Genomic DNA, 14,180 nt, shown 5'->3' on the forward strand with positions numbered 1-14,180 from the left:
CGGATCGCAAAGTTACTTAAAAAATATCTCGGTGGCCCCGTATCCGTAGAAAGGATGGTATTGGTTCACAAAGTATTTGACCTCGGATACTGTTTTCAGGATCTCGTGCACCTCGTCCCGCAGTTTACCGGAACCGATGCCGTGTATCACGATCATGCTTTTCTGATGCTGTGCAATCGCAAGGTCCAGGTTGTACTGGAATTCATTCAACTGGATCCCCAGCATTTCCAGGTTACTTAGCTCCTGCCAGTTGCTGGCCAGTTTTTCAATATGAAGGTCTACTTCATACTTAGCCGTAACCGGTGTTGTATCCTTGATGGAATAGTTGGTGGTGAGGGTTTGCAGTTTCTTTTTTTCCACCGGGCTGAAGCCATAGGCATCTGTTTCCGTGCGGAGCGGGTATTTATCGAAGAGCAGGTAATCGATGGTGGCCTGTTGTTTCTCCTGTTGCTGACCCAGTTGCTGGAACAGTTGTTTTGCTTTTACCTTCCAGGTTTTTTCAAAAGAGGCGGCGAGTTTCAGGTCAGTTTCTTTAGGGCTGAAAGTAAATTCAAAACGGGGATTGTCGTTCAGCTGTTCAAACTCCAGGTCTGCCAGGTAAGTATGCTGGAATGCATGGATATCCTGCTTCAGTTCCAGGAACAGTTTGTTATTCAGCCAGATCTCAAAACGGTAATTATACCCTTTGCCGGTTTGGTTCAGCAGATGGAACTTAAGCGTGGTCACCACATCGTCTATCCCGTCTGATTCATAGATCGGCAACATGGTCAGGAATACCCCTTTTTCTACCCTTGGGGCAGCTGAGGGTTTTTCGCGGGGGATTTCCTCTCCCGGCGTTCTTTTAGGCGGCAAAGGCGTCTTTCCTTTCGTAAAACGGTGAAAATAGGGGAAGTCTATCTGGTCCAGGTACACCGGGAAAGTGGATTTGCCCACTTCCACCAATACCATATCATCACCCATAATATCAACTACCGTTCCTTCTTCTTTGGAATGCAGCAAAAGGATCTTATCGCCTACTGTGTATTTCATAGCAGGCAAAATTACTATAGTTCAACGGGAGTTGGAACTACTAATTCGTTCCCGGTGCTTTTTCCGGATGCCGCCGCATATATTCATCCACAGAGAAGCGGCCGCTACCCTCTACCAGGAAGAATATCAGCGCGCAGAGCACAATAATGGACAGGATCATTTCAGAGTGAACAGCAAAAAGATTAACCGGCGTGTGAACGAAGAAAACTGCTCCAAACAGGATGGGGATATTGGCAAGGATGCCTACCCGGGTCAGTAAGCCCAAAGTGATGAGCAAACCGCCGGCAATGTGAGCAAATACAATTATATGAGCCAGCCAGAAAGATAATACCGTGAGAAAGGGCTGTTCGTCGATCCGCGCTTTCAGCAGATCTATATTGCCTACGAACTGTATACCTTTCCACATCAGGATCAATCCAAGCACGATCCTTAATCCGTCTATCCATATGGGGTGATGCGTTTCACCCCACCGGTCTATGCGTTGCAGGAGGTTCATAACATGTGATTTAGTGATACAAAGAACTCTTATCCTAATTTACGAAAAAAAGCGCAAAGGAGTTGCCCCTTTTGCGCTTTTAACGTTATGTATAAAGCTGTTATTCAATCTTTACTGCTACTGCCGCCGGGAAGATCCGCAACGGATCCCCGAACAATGCCAGGCTCTCTGCCATTACGCCTACATTCAGCTGTAGTTTTTCATTGAAAACTTCCTTCCCGTTATACTTCACTTTCACCGGTTGTGCAAAATCCACTTTATCTACATATAACCTGATGGCCCCTTTCACCACGCCTTTCACATTGGAAGACCTGATCGTATAAACATTCCCGTGTTTCTCCACATAAAAACTACGCTCACCGCTTTGGGAAAGCCCATCCAGCCTTACATACCCGAAACCTTTCCGGTATGTGCAGGGTTGACCAGGTTCTGCATTATAAATAGTATCGCATTGTGCATAATACATCCAGCTTAATGTATCCGGATAATTCTTCCTTGAAAATTGTTTGATCCAGGGAGCTGCTTTCATATAATCGATACCATGACCTTTGCCGGCCTGGATCTCCACCGTATGAATAAATTGTCCGGGGTTGGCAGCAGCAGCACTGTCCAGCATGATCTTCCATCTTTTTGCATTCTCCACACGATCATATGCTTTATCAAATTCACCCATCTGGATGCAAAAAGCAGTGTTGCGAAGGTTCTCTATATGTTCCTGTTCCGGCCAGATAGCACCTGCCATAGGGCCAGCGGCAGCAAAGTAATCTGCGAGAAAAACACCCATCCTGAAACTGCCGTAACCTCCTTCCGAGATCCCTAAAATATAAGCTCTGTCCGGATCTACATCTCCTGAAAGCACACCCAGCTGCCATGCCCTGATATATGCGGCCATCGCTGAGCGGTGGTACCAGCGCCCCCTGCGGTCGTCCGGCATGCGGGGTACAAAATACAGGCTTGGCGCATCATCATAACGTTTGCCTAATGTTTTGGCTGCCTGCCATTCCCTGCTGTTTGCCTGGGATGTCCATGGGCCGGTTTCTTTAGGAAAGCAACCACCACCGTGAAGATTGATGAATAAAGGATAACCACCGGCAGGACGTTCTCCTTTGGTAAACACGGAGAACAACATCTTCCTGTTATCCGGCAATTGCCAGGTAAGCGAATCTTTTGTTGCCTCAGGCCAGGTGCTGAGCCTTGCTGTATTCGCCTTCTTCCAGTCTTCCCAGAGCTTGTTCCTGTAAGCGGGTAATTCACCAGGAGTGATCTCCTGCTTATAAAAGGCTTCATCCGGGTTATGCAGGCTATCCGCTTCAAGCGTAACACCAAAGTAAGAAACAAGCGCATCAGGTGTTATGTTCTTTGCCGGCTTTTTTACAGCACTGCAGGAAATCATAAACACGGCGGCCATTAATTTAATCTTCATCTTATGCTTGTTTCGGTGCCAGTTTGCTCTTCCAGTATCCATAGAGGAAATACACCAATAAGCCGAATCCCATCCAGCAGAAGAATACTAACCAGCTCTTCACAGGTATTTCTATCATCAGGTACAGGCAGCAAAGCATGCCTAATACAGGGATCAGGGAGAAACGTTTGATGATGGTAGCTACGGTAATAGCAAAGCTCAGTATCAGGAAGATCAGGAAAAGGATGCGCTCATGGTCTATTGTAGCGAGGTTCACAAAGGTATCTCCTATCTTATCCCGGAAGAAGAAACAGAACAAAGCAAAGATCGCTGGCACAATGATCATTCCGTTGATATAGGGCAGGTTGAATTTCTTGGACTCTTTATCCACCTTCGGTAACAATAACACGCCACCGCACACCAGTACAAATGCAAACAGGGTACCGATACTGGTAAGGTCTGTAACAATGCCGCTTTCAACGAATAAAGAAGGGATGGCTACAATGAATCCGGTAACAATAGTGGCAAAACTGGGTGTATGGAATTTACGATGCACCTTCGCGAATTTCTTTGGCAGCAGGCCATCGCGGCTCATGCTCATCCAGATGCGCGGCTGCCCGATCTGGAATACCAGGATCACACTCGTAGCAGCAACAACTGCACTGATAGAGATCACGTATCCCACTTTCTCCATGTTCAGTTTATCAAACACGTAGGCCAATGGATCAGCAATGTGATTGAACTCAGAATAGTTCACCATACCCGTGATCACCAGCGTCACCACTATATAGATAATGGTACAGATAATAAGGGAATAGATCATGGCACGCGGCATATCCCTTTGCGGGTTGGCTGTTTCTTCCGCCGTAGTGGAAATGGCATCAAAACCAATGTAGGCAAAGAACACAGCAGATACTCCTTTCAATACGCCTTCAAATTTATTCGGCAGGAAGGGCGTCCAGTTATCCGTATTGATATAGAACACACCTATGAGCACTACCACTGCCAATACAATGATCTTCAAACCCACCATGGCATTTGCGCTGCGCTTGCTTTCGCGGATCCCGATATAGGCTACGATAGTGATCAGCACTACGATCAGAAACGCAGGGATGTTCATGATCACCTTCCAGCTGCCCAACAAAGGCGCAGTGCTCCAGGCAAGCCCCTCCACGGGTAAATTAGTAGCCACTGCATGTTCATATGCTGCTTTAGCTGTGCTGGAATCTGTGATCAGCCAGGCCGGAAGATGTATGTTCATGCCTTCCAGTACATTATTGAAATAGCTGCTCCAGGAAATAGCCACCACAATGTTGCCAATGGAATACTCCAGGATAAGCGCCCAGCCTATGATCCAGGCAGCGAGTTCACCAAATGTAACATAGGAGTAAGTATAGGCACTGCCTGCAACCGGCACGCGGGAAGCAAACTCTGCATAACACAAAGCAGTGAATCCGCAGGTAACCGCCGTTAAAAGAAAGAGAAAGATAACGCCGGGGCCGCCGTTGTAAGCTGCCTGGCCAATCGTGGAAAAGATACCGGCGCCGATCACAGCCGCCACGCCCATCAGGGTAAGATCTCGTACATTCAGCACCTTGGTAAGACTGGCGCCGCCATGTGAATCAGAAACGCCATCCTTAGCGTCCTGCATAATTTTGGACAGGGACTTTTTCCTGAAAAGCGAGTTAGACATTCGTTGTAGTTAAGGGTTGATATTATAAAACCGTTAATGGCAAGCCATTAACGGTCAAATATAAGACATATCCCTAATCAATGTTGCCTCGTCAAAAGAAAATCGGCCAGCTCCCGGAGGGACTGCTTGCGGCTGGAAAGTACGGCTATACTATCCAGATGCTCAAATGCCTTCATACTGAAAAGTTCCTTTTCTTTCTCCGCCCATTCATCTACGCGGCAATCCCGGAACACCTGCAGTACCTCTTCTACCTTGTTATCAGGATTGGTATCCATCAACCCGTGCAGGTGTTTGCGTTGTGCGGGTGTACAAAGTTCCAATGCTTTCAGGAGCAGGAATGTTTTTTTATTAATGAGGATGTCTCCACCCTGTTTCTTACCGAATTTTTCCGGATCGCCAAATGCATCCAGGTAATCGTCCTGGATCTGGAAAGCAATGCCTACATGTTTACCAAACTCATACAGGTGTTTTTGATTGCCTTCGCTCCCACCCCCGATAATACCGCCCATTTGCAGGCTGGCAGCCAGCAGTACGGAAGTTTTCAATGCGATCATATTTACATAGTCTGTAAAATCAACCTGTTCAGGCTGCTTTTGCTCCATGTCCATATCCAGCTGCTGGCCTTCACATACTTCACGGGCAGCTTTGTTGAACACCTGCACGATCTTTGTGCGGATCTTGCTGTTGATCTTGTTCAGGTATTCGTAACTATGGATCAGCATAACGTCACCGGCCAGGATAGCGGCGGAATCGTTATACTTGGTATGCACCGTAGGCATACCGCGGCGCAGGGGCGCCTTGTCCATAATATCATCATGGATCAGGGTGAAATTATGGAACAGCTCTACGGCATTGGCGGCGTGATAAGCATCCTGATGGACCTCATCAAACAGCTCATTACCCAAAAGGCAGAGCACGGGGCGTACTCTTTTCCCCCCTATCCCTAAAATGTATTGCGCAGGATCATACAGGTTGGAAGGCTGGTCCGGGAACTGTCTTTTACTAAACTGTTGTTCAAATTTCTCTGATAACTCTTTAAATGAATGCATGATAGCGGCTTATTATTACTTTTTTTTCTTCCTGGCTTTTGATCTATCCTTCGGTTTGGAGGAGCGGTCCGGCTTGTAGGATGAAAGCGGTTTACCAGTCATTACACTGCTGCGTTTCGCTGTATTCCCTTCGTTCTCTACAAGGTCGTAATCCAGTTGGCGTTTTGCCAGGCTGGCCGCCACCACGCGGATGGTCACTTTATCGCCTATACGTATCTTACGGCCTGTTTGCTGCCCGATTAATGCATAGTCTTCTTCAGAATGGCGGAATACTTCATCCATGTTATGGATGCTTACCAGCCCTTCGCATTTCGTATCCACTGTTTCTACCCAGAAGCCGAAATGCGCTACACCGCTTACCACACCTTCAAAGGTATCACCTATGAATTGCTGCATGTATTCCACCTGTTTGTATTTGTTACCGGCACGTTCTGCATCCATCGCTTTCCTTTCCATATCGGAAGAATGTTTGCAGCGTTTCTCCAGTTGTTTGTCCACCTTGATATCACCTGCCAGGCATTGCGCCAGGATGCGGTGCACCAATACATCCGGGTAACGGCGGATGGGGGAAGTGAAGTGGCAATAATGTTCAAATCCCAAACCATAGTGGCCCACATTTTCTGTTGTGTAGATGGCTTTTGCCATGGTGCGGATCCCGAGTGTTTCCAGCACATGCTGTTCCGGTTTGCCTTTCACAGCCGTTAATAACTGGTTGAAAGATCTGGCGATGCTTTCCGGGTTGCTCATATCGAACTTGTATCCGAACTTATTTGCAAACACCGCAAACACATGCATCTTCTCTTCATCCGGCGTATCGTGTACCCGGTAAGGGAATGGCACGGGTTGCTTATTCGCTGCTTTCTGTTTGGAAACATATTCTGCCACCGTACGGTTTGCCAGCAGCATAAACTCTTCGATCAGCTGATGTGCTTCTTTACTTTCTTTCACCATAATGCCAATGGGTTTCCCCGTTGCATCCAGCTGGAAGCGCACTTCCTGTGAAGAGAAGTTAATGGCGCCGTCTTTGAAACGTTTTTTACGTAAGGTCTGCGCCATGGTATTCAGCAATAATACTTCCTGGTCATAAGGGCCTTCGCCTTTTTCTATTACTTCCTGCACTTCTTCATACGTGAAGCGATGCGCGGAATGGATCACGGTACGGCCTATCCAATGCTGCTTTACCGCACCTTTTTCGTCCATCTGGAATACTGCGGAGAAAGTAAGTTTATCTTCATGCGGCCTCAGCGAACATAGTTCATTAGAGATCTTCTCCGGCAGCATGGGCAATACCCTGTCCGGCAGATACACAGATGTAGCACGTCTTTCCGCTTCTTTATCAAGCGCTGTGGAAGGTTCCACATAATGGCTTACATCTGCAATATGCACGCCCACTTCATAGAGGCCGCTCTTCAGCTTACGGATAGAGATGGCATCATCAAAATCCTTGGCATCTACGGGATCTATGGTAAAAGTGAGGATCTTACGGAAGTCTTTACGGTCTTTTATCACGCTGGCGCTGATACTTTCTTCGATCGTAGCCAGTTCTTCCAGCACTTCATCCGGGAAGTTCAGCGGAAAGCCGCTTTCCACGAGGATCTCTTTCATGGCCAGGTCGTTGGTATCGCTGGCATCCAGGATCTCGAGGATCTCTCCAACGGGCTTGCGGGTCTTTTCTCCCCAGGCCACGATCTTCACTACGGCTTTATCACCGTCTTTTGCTCCTTTGAGGGAGTTTTCAGGAATATAGATATCAGGCATAAAAGCCCCCTTGTCCGGGAGCAGGAAAGCGAAATTCTTACTTAATTGTATGGTGCCGGTGAATTCTGTTTTCTTTCTTTTCAGTACGTCTGTAATATAACCTTCTGTGCGGCCCCGGCTTTTTCCGTTGCCGATCACATCTACTAATACCTCATCTCCGTCCAGTGCGGAGCCGATGTTCTTTTGTTTTACCAGGATATCGCTGGCCAGTCCTTCCACTGTCACATAGGCCATTCCTGTGCGCGTAACATCCACTATACCTTTATAGGTCTTCTTCTGGCTGCTATTCTTTTTGGGTTTCTCTTTTTTTGTCATTGACATGATTTTAGGGTGCGGCCCTTTCTACTCAGCGTATTCATTTTCAGCCGCTAACATAGCATTTGCTACGTAATCAAAAATATAACTATTAAACGAATCTGCCTCTCCAAAGAGGAATTGTACTTCCACAGGGAGAACGGTGAACGGCAAACCCATACCTGTTATCCTCTCATGCAGCAGATGCAGCCTCACGGCATCTTTTTCAGTAGTAACAATGTATTTATGTTCGCCATCGAGCTGTTCCAGCTCCAGCTTTATCTTGTCCAGGTCCTTTTGTGTGTAGTAGTAATGATCAGGGAAAGAGAGCAGATGTACGTTTGCGTACCTTTCCAACAAATGTTGTACCAAAGGTTCCGGCCTGGCAATTCCGCAGACCACCAGGATGGAGGCATCCGCCGGCAGCCGGGCCTGTTCGGGCTGGAACAGATGATACAGACCGCCATACTGCAAGGTGGTGAAGAACAGCCGCTGGTGCGGCAATGGGTTGATTTCCCGGGTGATAGACTCTTTCTCCTGCACACTCAGTTTTGCCGGGCATTTGGATACAATAATGCCATTGGCGCGATGGTAGCCCTTCCTGTCTTCCCGCAACCGCCCAAATGGCACAACATGGTCCCGCGTGAACAAACGGTTGTGATCTGTGACCATCAGGTTCAAACCCGGTTTAATGGAACGGTGCTGGAAAGCATCGTCCAGCAGGATCACCTGCGTTTCCGGACGGTCTCCCAGTAACTGGGGTACTGCCAGCATCCTTTCCTCTCCCACACATACCGTTACATCCGGGAATTTCCGGTGGAACTGCATGGGCTCATCTCCTATATCTGCAGAGGAACTGCCGGGTGTTGCCAGCAAATAACCTTTCGTTCTCCTGTTATAACCACGGCTTAAAGTAGCCAGGCGATAATGCTGTTTCAGCAAACGGATAAGATATTCCACATGCGGCGTTTTGCCGGTACCGCCAACAGAGAGATTACCCACTGATATTACCGGCAGGTCAAACTCCACGGCGGTAAGCATCCCGTTATCGTATAGCCGGTTGCGTATCCATAATACAAGTCCGTATAAAAGGGAAAAAGGGTATAAAAGATATTTTAAATACTGCCACACTGGGTTTCCGTTTTAAGCTGTAAAAGTATAGATCCGTTCCGGCGTAATGATGTGGTTCATAGGTACATCACCTTCAAAAACATCTTCAATGAGTGCCGGAACTGGCCCAAAGAGACTTAATCCTATTTTCAGAACATCTTCCCTGCACTGCCGCAGGAAAGCATCATACATTCCTTTTCCATATCCCACCCGGTGGCCCGCTTCATCAAAAGCCAGCAGCGGAACAAATACCACATCCATCTCCTGTGGTGCAATCAGCTTTCCGCTTTCCGGTTCAGGAATACCGTAGGAATTATGGATAAGCGTGGTATGCTCATCCCAAAGGTAATGCTGCATGCCGGCGGTTGCAAGATAAGACCGGGATAAGACGAGTGAAATACCCGGATATTGCTCCCGCAGCCATGCTGCCAGCGGATAAGTGTCCACTTCTTTTTTTGCTGCGATGGGAAGGAAAAGATGTACATACCTGCTGTGCGGCGGCAGTACGAGAGATTTACATTGTTCCAGTAAACGCGCATTGCGTTGCTGCGCTTCATCATCTGAGAGGGCCAGCCGTTTTGCAAGATAAGCTTTCCGGATCTCCTGTTTATTATGGGTCATGCAGGTATTAATTGTTGTAAACCCGGCCGGATCAGGGCTGCCTGCGCCTGCACAAACTCCTTATTCAGCTTGCGTGCGCGGGCAATACGGGCAATGCGGGGAAAATTACTCCAGCCGATGATATCCTCTTCGTTGGAATGATGGTCCCCGTTGAAGATCCATCCGATAACGGGTATATTGGCCTGTTTGAGTGCCATGGCGGTAAGGAGGCTGTGATTGATGCTGCCCAGGTAATTTTGCGCAACGATGATCACTTTTGCGCCCAGGGCTTTGATCAGGTCGATAGTAAATACATGCTGACTGATAGGCACCATCAGCCCGCCTGCACCTTCTATCACCAGTGGCTGATCCGCTTTCTGCATCTGCTGTGCCCGCTCTACGATCTTTTCCTCATAGATGGTGATCCCTTCCCTGCTGGCTGCCAGGTGGGGGGAAGCAGGCATGTGCAAACGGTACAATTCATCTTTAACATGGGAAGGCTCACTTATCAATGCTCTGACCGTTTGTGTATCCGTAGTGTCCTGCAAGCCCGCCTGTATGGGTTTCCAGTACTGGGCGCCCAGGGCTTCCGTTACACAGGCGGATGCCACTGTTTTTCCTACGCCGGTACCAATTCCGGTGATGAAGATGTTGTTCATAACAGCAAATATAGGGAGCTTAGACGTCAATGAGCTACTTCAATCTCAACCAATTCCCTTAATTTCGTTACTTAACACATTAGATGATGAAGTACTGCGAAAACATTCTTGAGACCATTGGAAACACCCCGCTTGTAAAGCTTCACCGCGTTACTGCCGAACTTCCCTGCCCCGTATTTGCCAAAGTGGAGTTCTTTAACCCCGGCAATTCCATCAAAGACCGTATGGCCATTAAAATGGTGGAAGAAGCAGAAAAACAGGGCCTGCTGAAACCCGGCGGCACCATCATTGAAGGTACATCCGGTAATACCGGTATGGGACTGGCCCTGGCTGCCGTGATCAAAGGTTATAAATGCATTTTCACCACTACCGATAAACAATCCAAAGAAAAGGTGGACATTCTGAAAGCCGTAGGTGCAGAAGTGATCGTTTGCCCTACCAATGTGCTCCCGGAAGATCCCAAATCATACTATTCCGTATCCAGGAGGCTGGGCAAAGAAATACCTAATTCCTTCTACGTGAATCAATACGATAACCTCGCGAACCGGGATGCGCATTATGAGCAGACCGGCCCTGAAATATGGGATCAGACGGATGGTAAGATCACCCACCTGGTAGTAGCCACCGGTACCGGCGGAACTATTACCGGCACAGGTAAGTTCCTGAAAGAAAAGAACCCTGCCATACAGGTTTGGGCCATTGATAGTTATGGTTCGCTGCTCAAAAAGTTCCATGAAACAGGTGAGCTTGATATGAGTGAAGTATACCCTTATATCACGGAAGGCATCGGAGAAGATTTTGTGCCACAGAACTACGATATGAGCGTAATTGATCACTTTGAAAAGGTAACAGATAAAGATGGCGCCGTAATGGCCCGCCGCATCTCCAAAGAAGAAGGCATTTTTGTTGGATATTCTGCAGGATCTGCCATAGCAGGACTGCTGCAACTGAAAGCAAAACTGAAACCAACAGATGTGGTAGTAGTGGTATTCCACGATCATGGCAGCCGTTATGTTGGAAAAGTATACAACGATCAGTGGATGATGGAACGCGGGTTCCTGGATGTAAAAACAGTGAAGGATGTAGTGAACAGCCGCCGCAACCTGCCATTGGTAACCATTATGCCCGATGAAAAAGTAAGTGATGTAATTGCGAAGATGAAGAAGTTCGACATTGAACATTTACCGGTATTACAGGGCGATAAATTCATCGGTTCCATTTCAGAAAGCGGCCTGTTCGGCAAACTGATAGATCAGCCGGACCTGAAGGAGGCTTCCGTAAAAAGCGTAATGCAGAACGCCTTCCCCATCGTGAACATGCAAACGCCTATTGAAAAATTAACGATGTACATCAACAAAGAAAATGGCGCCGTACTCACGCAGGACGAATCTGCCAATTATCATATCATCACCAAATACGACATTATCCAGGCATTGGGTAATTAAACATGCTGTATAAAGATCAACTGGGCCGAGAGGTAGAGATCTCCTCTCCTCCCCAACGCATTGTTTCGGTAGTGCCTTCTCAAACAGAATTATTGTATGAGCTCGGCGCAGATGTAGCGGGCATTACAAAATTCTGTGTGCACCCGGAAGAATGGTTCCGCAGCAAAACGCGCGTTGGCGGCACCAAGCAACTGCACCTGGATAAAATAGCCGCCCTGCAGCCGGACCTGATCATTGCCAATAAAGAAGAGAACACCAAAGAACAAATAGAAGCCCTTGCTGCACAATTCCCGGTATGGGTCAGCGATATCAATAACCTGGAGAGTGCCCGCGATATGATCACTTCCATCGGGCACATTGTAAACAAACATCACGTTGCCAATAACATCGCCACTACTATAAGAGAACGTTTTGATCTTTTAAAACCCCTTCAACCTGCTGTACCCACCGCTTATTTTATCTGGCGCAATCCCTGGATGGTGGCGGGCGGCGATACCTTTATCCACGAAATGCTCCGCAGCATCGGGTTGAGGAATGTGTTTGAAGATCTTCCCCGTTATCCCTCCGTTACGCTACCACAATTAGCAGCCAGCGGTTGCCGCCTGGTATTACTTTCCAGTGAGCCCTATCCCTTTAAAGAAAAACATATCGCCGAAATACGCGAATATTTACCGGATGCATTGATACAACTCGTAGATGGAGAAATGTTTTCCTGGTATGGCAGCCGCCTGTTACATGCACCTGCTTATTTCAGTAATTTATTGGCTGAAGGCAACCTTCAATAATTACGCTTCGTAATAATCCTGAAAATCCAATTACTAACCTGATAATCGAAGCGTCCAAAAATCACTCATTTATGGAAAGAAGAGACTTTTTGTCCAACATGGGCATAACCCTTGCTGTTGCCTGTACCGCCGGTTTAGCTGCGTGTGGTGGAAAAGGTGATGATCCTGCACCTGGTCCCGGTCCCGGCGGCGGTGGCGGTGCAGATAAACTCACTGTTAACTTAGCCACGCAGATCCCTAATGTCGGAGATTACATAATCAGCGGCGGCGTAGTGCTGATCCGCCTGGCTGCAGGAAATGTACCGGCTTCTTTTTCAGCCGTGACCAGCACCTGCACCCATATGGGCTGTACCCTCTCCGGTTATAACGGCGGCCTGATAGAATGCCTCAGCGCCTGCGGCCATGGCAGCAAATACAATCCGGATGGAACGGTGGCCAATGGGCCTACCACTACTGCCCTCGCCAAATACACCGTAACAATAAGCGGTACAACACTCACTGTTAAATAATTTTTTACCCGGGCTGCATGAAAATGCGGCCCGGCTTGTTTTTACCCCCTCTCAACTCCCATCGTTGCAAGAAAACTAAATATTGCCTTGTTGCAATGCCAAATCTTGCAAAATTGCAAATCCTGAAATTCCTATATTTGCTTTCCTTTAAAAATCAAACGAAAAAAGACCATATATGGGAAAGTACAAAGCCGGCGTATTATTCGGTGAAGAGCTGGAAGCGCTCTACAATGATGCCAAAGAGAATGAATTTGCTATGCCCGCAGTGAACGTGGTAGGCACCAACTCCATCAATGCTGTGCTGGAAACAGCCGCTAAGGTGAATTCACCGGTGATCATCCAGTTTTCCAATGGCGGCGCCCAATTCTTTGCCGGTAAAGGAATGCCCAATGATAAACTGCAAGCCAACATTTCCGGTGGTATCTCCGGAGCAAGGCACGTACACGAGGTAGCCAAATACTATGGCGTGCCCGTTATCCTGCATACAGACCATGCTGCTAAAAAGTGGCTGCCCTGGATAGATGGTTTGCTCACAGCTGGCGAGGCTTTTAAGAAAGAAACCGGCCAGCCCCTCTACAGCTCCCACATGCTGGACCTCTCTGAAGAGCCGATCCATGAAAATATTGAGATCTCCAAAGCTTACTTCGAAAGAATGAACAAGCTGGGTATGAGCATCGAGATCGAACTGGGTGTTACCGGTGGTGAAGAAGACGGGGTAGACAACTCAGGGGTGGAAAACTCCCTCCTGTACACTCAGCCTGAAGACGTTGCATATTCCTATGAGCAACTTTCCCAGGTAGGTACCCGTTTTACCATAGCCGCAGCTTTTGGTAATGTTCACGGTGTTTACAGCCCCGGAAACGTGGAATTACGCCCTGAGATCCTGAAAAACAGCCAGGATTTCATCCGGCAGAAATTCGGTACCCCCACCCATAAACCTGTATTCTATGTGTTCCACGGCGGCTCCGGCTCTCCCAAGAACCAGATCAACGAAACCCTGGGTTACGGCGTGATCAAGATGAATATCGACACAGATATGCAATGGGCATTCTGGGAAGGTATCCTGGGCTTCTATAAAAAGAACGAAGCATACCTGCAGGCCCAGCTCGGCAACCCTGAAGGCCCGGCTAAACCGAACAAGAAATACTACGATCCGCGCGTATGGCTGCGCAAAGGCGAGGAAACTTTCGTGAGCCGCCTCGAGGAAGCCTTCACAGACCTGAATTGCATTAATCGCAATAAATAATCATATTATAGCCGTAAAAGCCCTCCCGTTTTCCCGGGAGGGCTTTTGATTTACGGAAAAATTGAATTTATCCGTATCTTGCACCACTTATTCTTTATCTAATTT

The 14,180-nt window shown here is 47.8% G+C and carries 13 protein-coding genes; 4 read left to right on the forward strand and 9 right to left on the reverse strand.

Translation table 11 applies throughout. The features are described from left to right. Positions 1–12: 12 nt before the first annotated feature. From BUR42_RS08010 to bioD, 9 genes are all read right to left on the reverse strand, one after another. Positions 13–1,029, reverse strand: a complete 1,017-nt coding sequence (locus tag BUR42_RS08010) for a Smr/MutS family protein (protein ID WP_074238729.1) — start codon at positions 1,027–1,029, stop codon at positions 13–15. A 40-nt stretch (positions 1,030–1,069) separates the two neighbouring features. Next, positions 1,070–1,525: a DoxX family protein gene (locus tag BUR42_RS08015; protein ID WP_074238730.1), complete on the reverse strand. Its 456-nt coding sequence runs from the start codon at positions 1,523–1,525 to the stop codon at positions 1,070–1,072. Between the two features lie 100 nt (positions 1,526–1,625). Further along, entirely contained in the window at positions 1,626–2,948 is a 1,323-nt protein-coding gene (locus BUR42_RS08020; protein ID WP_143197381.1) for a hypothetical protein, read from the reverse strand. Position 2,949: 1 nt separating this feature from the next. Further along, a complete protein-coding gene (locus tag BUR42_RS08025; RefSeq protein WP_074238732.1) occupies positions 2,950–4,620 on the reverse strand; it encodes an amino acid permease in 1,671 nt (556 codons plus the stop codon). A 77-nt stretch (positions 4,621–4,697) separates the two neighbouring features. After that, positions 4,698–5,669, reverse strand: coding sequence for a polyprenyl synthetase family protein (locus BUR42_RS08030; RefSeq protein WP_074238733.1), 972 nt, complete (start codon positions 5,667–5,669; stop codon positions 4,698–4,700). 15 nt (positions 5,670–5,684) lie between these two features. Then, positions 5,685–7,742: a ribonuclease R gene (gene rnr / locus BUR42_RS08035; RefSeq protein WP_074238734.1), complete on the reverse strand. Its 2,058-nt coding sequence runs from the start codon at positions 7,740–7,742 to the stop codon at positions 5,685–5,687. Between the two features lie 27 nt (positions 7,743–7,769). Further along, entirely contained in the window at positions 7,770–8,852 is a 1,083-nt protein-coding gene (lpxK, locus tag BUR42_RS08040) for a tetraacyldisaccharide 4'-kinase (RefSeq protein WP_074238735.1), read from the reverse strand. 12 nt (positions 8,853–8,864) lie between these two features. Beyond that, positions 8,865–9,452 (reverse strand): 5-formyltetrahydrofolate cyclo-ligase, encoded by a 588-nt coding sequence (locus tag BUR42_RS08045; RefSeq protein WP_074238736.1) that lies wholly within the window; start codon positions 9,450–9,452, stop codon positions 8,865–8,867. Next, positions 9,449–10,090, reverse strand: a complete 642-nt coding sequence (bioD, locus tag BUR42_RS08050; RefSeq protein WP_074238737.1) for a dethiobiotin synthase — start codon at positions 10,088–10,090, stop codon at positions 9,449–9,451. The genes BUR42_RS08045 and bioD overlap by 4 nt, the downstream gene beginning before the upstream one ends. An 86-nt stretch (positions 10,091–10,176) precedes the next feature. Here bioD and BUR42_RS08055 point away from each other — a divergent pair, with 86 nt between their 5' ends. From BUR42_RS08055 to fbaA, 4 genes are all read left to right on the forward strand, one after another. Then, the gene (locus BUR42_RS08055; RefSeq protein WP_074240495.1) at positions 10,177–11,535 is read left to right on the forward strand and encodes a pyridoxal-phosphate dependent enzyme; all 1,359 of its coding nucleotides are present in this window, start codon (positions 10,177–10,179) and stop codon (positions 11,533–11,535) included. A gap of 2 nt (positions 11,536–11,537) precedes the next feature. Further along, positions 11,538–12,320, forward strand: coding sequence for a helical backbone metal receptor (locus BUR42_RS08060; protein ID WP_074238738.1), 783 nt, complete (start codon positions 11,538–11,540; stop codon positions 12,318–12,320). A gap of 71 nt (positions 12,321–12,391) precedes the next feature. Beyond that, positions 12,392–12,829: a QcrA and Rieske domain-containing protein gene (locus tag BUR42_RS08065; RefSeq protein WP_074238739.1), complete on the forward strand. Its 438-nt coding sequence runs from the start codon at positions 12,392–12,394 to the stop codon at positions 12,827–12,829. 175 nt (positions 12,830–13,004) lie between these two features. Further along, a complete protein-coding gene (gene fbaA, locus BUR42_RS08070) occupies positions 13,005–14,075 on the forward strand; it encodes a class II fructose-bisphosphate aldolase (RefSeq protein WP_074238740.1) in 1,071 nt (356 codons plus the stop codon). Positions 14,076–14,180 lie beyond the last annotated feature (105 nt).

The sequence above is a fragment of the Chitinophaga niabensis genome, assembly GCF_900129465.1.
GTDB classification, from domain to species: domain Bacteria; phylum Bacteroidota; class Bacteroidia; order Chitinophagales; family Chitinophagaceae; genus Chitinophaga; species Chitinophaga niabensis.